The organism is Sulfolobus sp. B1 (genome assembly GCF_007050195.1).
Classification (GTDB): domain Archaea; phylum Thermoproteota; class Thermoprotei_A; order Sulfolobales; family Sulfolobaceae; genus Saccharolobus.
In genome coordinates, this window is record NZ_QIMI01000298.1 from 1 (window position 1) to 875 (window position 875).

Here is an 875-nt window from a genome sequence, read left to right on the forward strand (position 1 = left end):
TCTAGTTTACGTTATGCACCTCCTTAAGTATTTTTAACCCTCTGTTAGCTAAGTCTCGTGTAGCTATTGCACCAACATTAGGCTTCAACCAGGGTACAAACTCACCATCTCGCCACTCTCTAAGCTTCTTCATTAGGGGTCGTAAATGGCTATTGAGAACGCCATAGTCCCGTTGGTCCGTATTAGGCTATTTGGTCTATTGTTATTACCTCTCGAAGCCCCCTATGAAGTCCTCTAGTCAATGAGAAAATTGCTCAAGCTCACGTGAGAGCTCTTCAAATTTGGAGACAGATAAACTTGTCTTAAAAAACTTAAACGTATTTCTCCTCTAAATACTGTATAAGCCTAGCAGGATTATATGCCTCGTTAAACGCTTTAAGCTGAAGTTCCTTAGGCGGGTAAATTGCACCGTATTTGTGTATTTTATTCCTTAACCACTCCTTAATACCGTCTATGTCATTTACGTTAAACCCAATTTCCCTTTTTAAATGATAGTAAGTCATTCCAGCTATAATGTTTCCTAGAGTGTAAGTTGGAAAGTATCCAAACGATCCTTGACTCCAGTGAACGTCTTGTAAAACTCCTTCTCCTACATTTCTAGGTCTTATTCCCAAATATTTTTCCATTAGATCATCAAATAGTGAAGGAAAGTCGCTTGCGTTAATACTCCCTTCAATAGCCTTCTTCTCTATCTCATACCTTATAGCTATGTGGAAATTATATGTAACTTCGTCAGCGTCAACTCTTATTGGTTGCCTTTTCACATTATTGAAATAATAATACACATCCTCGACTGGGTCCTTTACGTTTAAGTATGGGTAGATTAACCTGGTAAACTCTAAACTCCTTCCTATTACATTTTCCCAAAATCTAGA

General features: G+C 38.1%; 1 protein-coding gene and 1 pseudogene. Both read right to left on the reverse strand.

Translation table 11 applies throughout. The annotated features are described in order from the left end of the window. Nucleotide 1: 1 nt before the first annotated feature. Complete coding sequence (locus DMP16_RS11485) at nt 2-133, reverse strand: hypothetical protein (protein WP_255446887.1); 132 nt, start codon at nt 131-133, stop codon at nt 2-4. A 178-nt stretch (nt 134-311) separates the two neighbouring features. After that, nucleotides 312-875: pseudogene (locus DMP16_RS10300) on the reverse strand (carboxypeptidase M32); the annotation flags it as partial.